This is a genomic window from Archangium sp. (genome assembly GCF_036388035.1).
In the GTDB taxonomy this organism is placed as follows: domain Bacteria; phylum Myxococcota; class Myxococcia; order Myxococcales; family Myxococcaceae; genus Archangium.
Genome location: NZ_DASVSO010000070.1, coordinates 1 through 2,359, shown reverse-complemented (window position 1 = coordinate 2,359; position 2,359 = coordinate 1). Strand labels below are relative to the sequence as shown.

The following is a 2,359-nucleotide window of genomic DNA, read 5'->3' as shown; positions in this document are numbered from 1 at the left end:
GCCCGCCTCGTCGTCGTCCGCCTTGAGCACCACGGGCTCGTCCACGCCTTCCTTGGGGCCGTTGCCGTTAGGGTGGTCGCTCGGGTCTCCGGAGCCCAGCTCCTCGGCGAGCGCGGTGAGCACGTCCTGGGCGCCGACGATGCGGGCGCGGGACATGCGGGAGATGGCCCGCTGCACGGCGGCCTCCACGGTGCCGGGGGAGGGCACGTCGAGCGTGCGACCCGCCTCGGTGAGGGCGAAGAGGGCCTTGCGCCCGTCGAGCGGATCCGACTTGCGCTCCAGCAGGCCGCGCTTCTCCATGCGCTTGAGCACGCCGGTGAGGGTACTCGGGTGCACGTGCATGATCTGCGCGAGCCGGCCCGCGGTGATGCCGGGGAAGCGGCCCACGAGGCGCAGCACGAGCCGCTGCGGGCCCGTCAGGCCGAGCGAGGACTCCATGCGCTTGGAGGTGGACTGCAGGCCGTGATCCACCGCCCACAGCAGACGCATGAACTCCAGCACTTCACCAAGCGGGGGCCCCTTGTTTTTTTCCGTGGAGGACGGATCGCCGGCCTCATCGAGTGGCTTCATTTCTACAGTGTCCTCCAAATTCTACCTCCCTGTCGCCCGTCTCAACTTTGGACACATAGTATGTGTGGGTCCTACCTGGGTGGGAAACCCATTGTCTGGCGGGACAGGTTCACGCAGAGCGCCGGGCTCGTGCCCCAGAGAGCCCGCGGGCCCTCGTACCGTTCCCTCCTGTCCGGCCTGAGCGAGCCGAATGGGGGAGCGGCGGCGTCCAGCCAAGCGCTGCTGGGCGTGAAGATGGAGCCGAGAGGGAGTCTCGGAAAGCGGGAGAAGCTGGCCTGCCAGCTCACCACCCTGACGGGCAGGGCCTCGCCGCCCGGGCGGGCCGAGGCAGGGCGGTGGTCATGGCGGCGGACTACCGGGGGCGAGGAGGGGGGGCTGCCAAGGGCTCAGATGGCGAAGTCGCCCAGGAACACCTTGGCCATGCGCACGTCGGCGTGGACGTGGTCGCCCTCGACGACGCCCATCTCGTCGAACTCGGCGCGGGGCACCTCGACGGCGACCGTCTCACCGGAGGGCAGCTTGAGCAGCACCTTCACGTAGCCCCCCACGGACTTCAGCCGCTCGACGCGGCCCGTGGTCAGCTCGTTGGAGCCGTTGGCGGGCTTGGCGATCTTGATGTCGTGCGGACGGACGAATGCGTGGACGGCCTCGCCCTCGCGGGCACTGTGGGGCGCCGCCACCACGAGAGTGCCCATCTGGGCCCGGCCCGACTGGACGCGCCCGCGCAGGACGCTGGTGCCACCCACGAAGGAGGCGACGAACGGCGTGGACGGCTTGTCGTAGATGTCCTCGGGCGGCCCGGCCTGGGCCACGCGCCCCTCGGACATCACCACCACGTGCTGGGAGATCTCCAGCGCCTCCTCCTGGTCATGGGTGACGAGCAGGGTGGTGACGCCCGTCTGCTCGTGGAGGGACTGGAGCCACTCGCGCAGCTCCACGCGCACGCGGCTGTCGAGCGCGCCAAAGGGCTCGTCGAGCAGCAGCAGCTTGGGCCGGATGGCGAGCGCCCGGGCGAAGGCCACGCGCTGCCGCTGGCCGCCGGAGAGCTGCCCGGGGTAGCGCTGGCCCAGCTCCTCGAGCTGCACCAGGCGAAGCATCTCGTCCACGCGCGCCTCCACCTCGGCGCGAGGCTGCCGGCGCGTCTCCAGCCCGAAGGCCACGTTCTGCCGCACCGTCATGTGCTTGAAGAGCGCGTAGCTCTGGAAGACGACGCCGATGCCACGCTTCTGCACGGGCAGGTGCGTACAGTCCACGCCCTCGATGTGGACGGAGCCCGCGTCCGGATGCTCCAGCCCGGCGATGAGGCGCAGCAGGGTGGACTTACCCGCCCCCGAGGGCCCCAGCAGGGTGGTGATGGCTCCGGACGGAGCGTGGAACGACACCTCGGAGACGGCGGGCGTGCCCCCGGTGGTGAAGCGCTTGGTGAGCTGCTCGACGATGACGCTCATGGGGCCTCGGCCCTCCACTCGACGTACTTCTTCACGGCCAGGGTCACCAGTGCGAGCAGCGTGAGCAGCGAGGCCACGGCGAAGGCACCGGCGAGGTTGTATTCGTTGTAGAGAATCTCGGCGTGCAGCGGCAGCGTGTTGGTGACGCCGCGCACGTGCCCGGAGACGACCGAGACGGCGCCGAACTCGCCCATCGCCCGCGCGTTGCACAGCAGCACGCCGTAGAGCACGCCCCACTTCACCTTGGGCAGCGTCACGCGCAGGAAGGTGCGCCAGCCGCTCGCGCCGAGCGACAGGGCGGCCTCCTCCTCGTCGTTGCCCTGGGCCTGCATGACGGGCAG

General features: G+C 70.3%; 3 protein-coding genes. All 3 read right to left on the bottom strand.

Annotation, left to right across the window (positions count from 1 at the left end):
• The coding region (locus VF697_RS02975) for a MarR family transcriptional regulator (protein WP_331091944.1) at positions 1–570 on the bottom strand (570 nt) is incomplete at its 3' end.
• A gap of 386 nt (positions 571–956) precedes the next feature.
• Positions 957–2,018: an ABC transporter ATP-binding protein gene (locus tag VF697_RS02970; protein WP_331091943.1), complete on the bottom strand. Its 1,062-nt coding sequence runs from the start codon at positions 2,016–2,018 to the stop codon at positions 957–959.
• Positions 2,015–2,359, bottom strand: a 345-nt coding sequence (locus VF697_RS02965; protein ID WP_331091942.1) for an ABC transporter permease subunit, incomplete at its 5' end; no start/stop codon positions are given. The genes VF697_RS02970 and VF697_RS02965, both read right to left, overlap by 4 nt.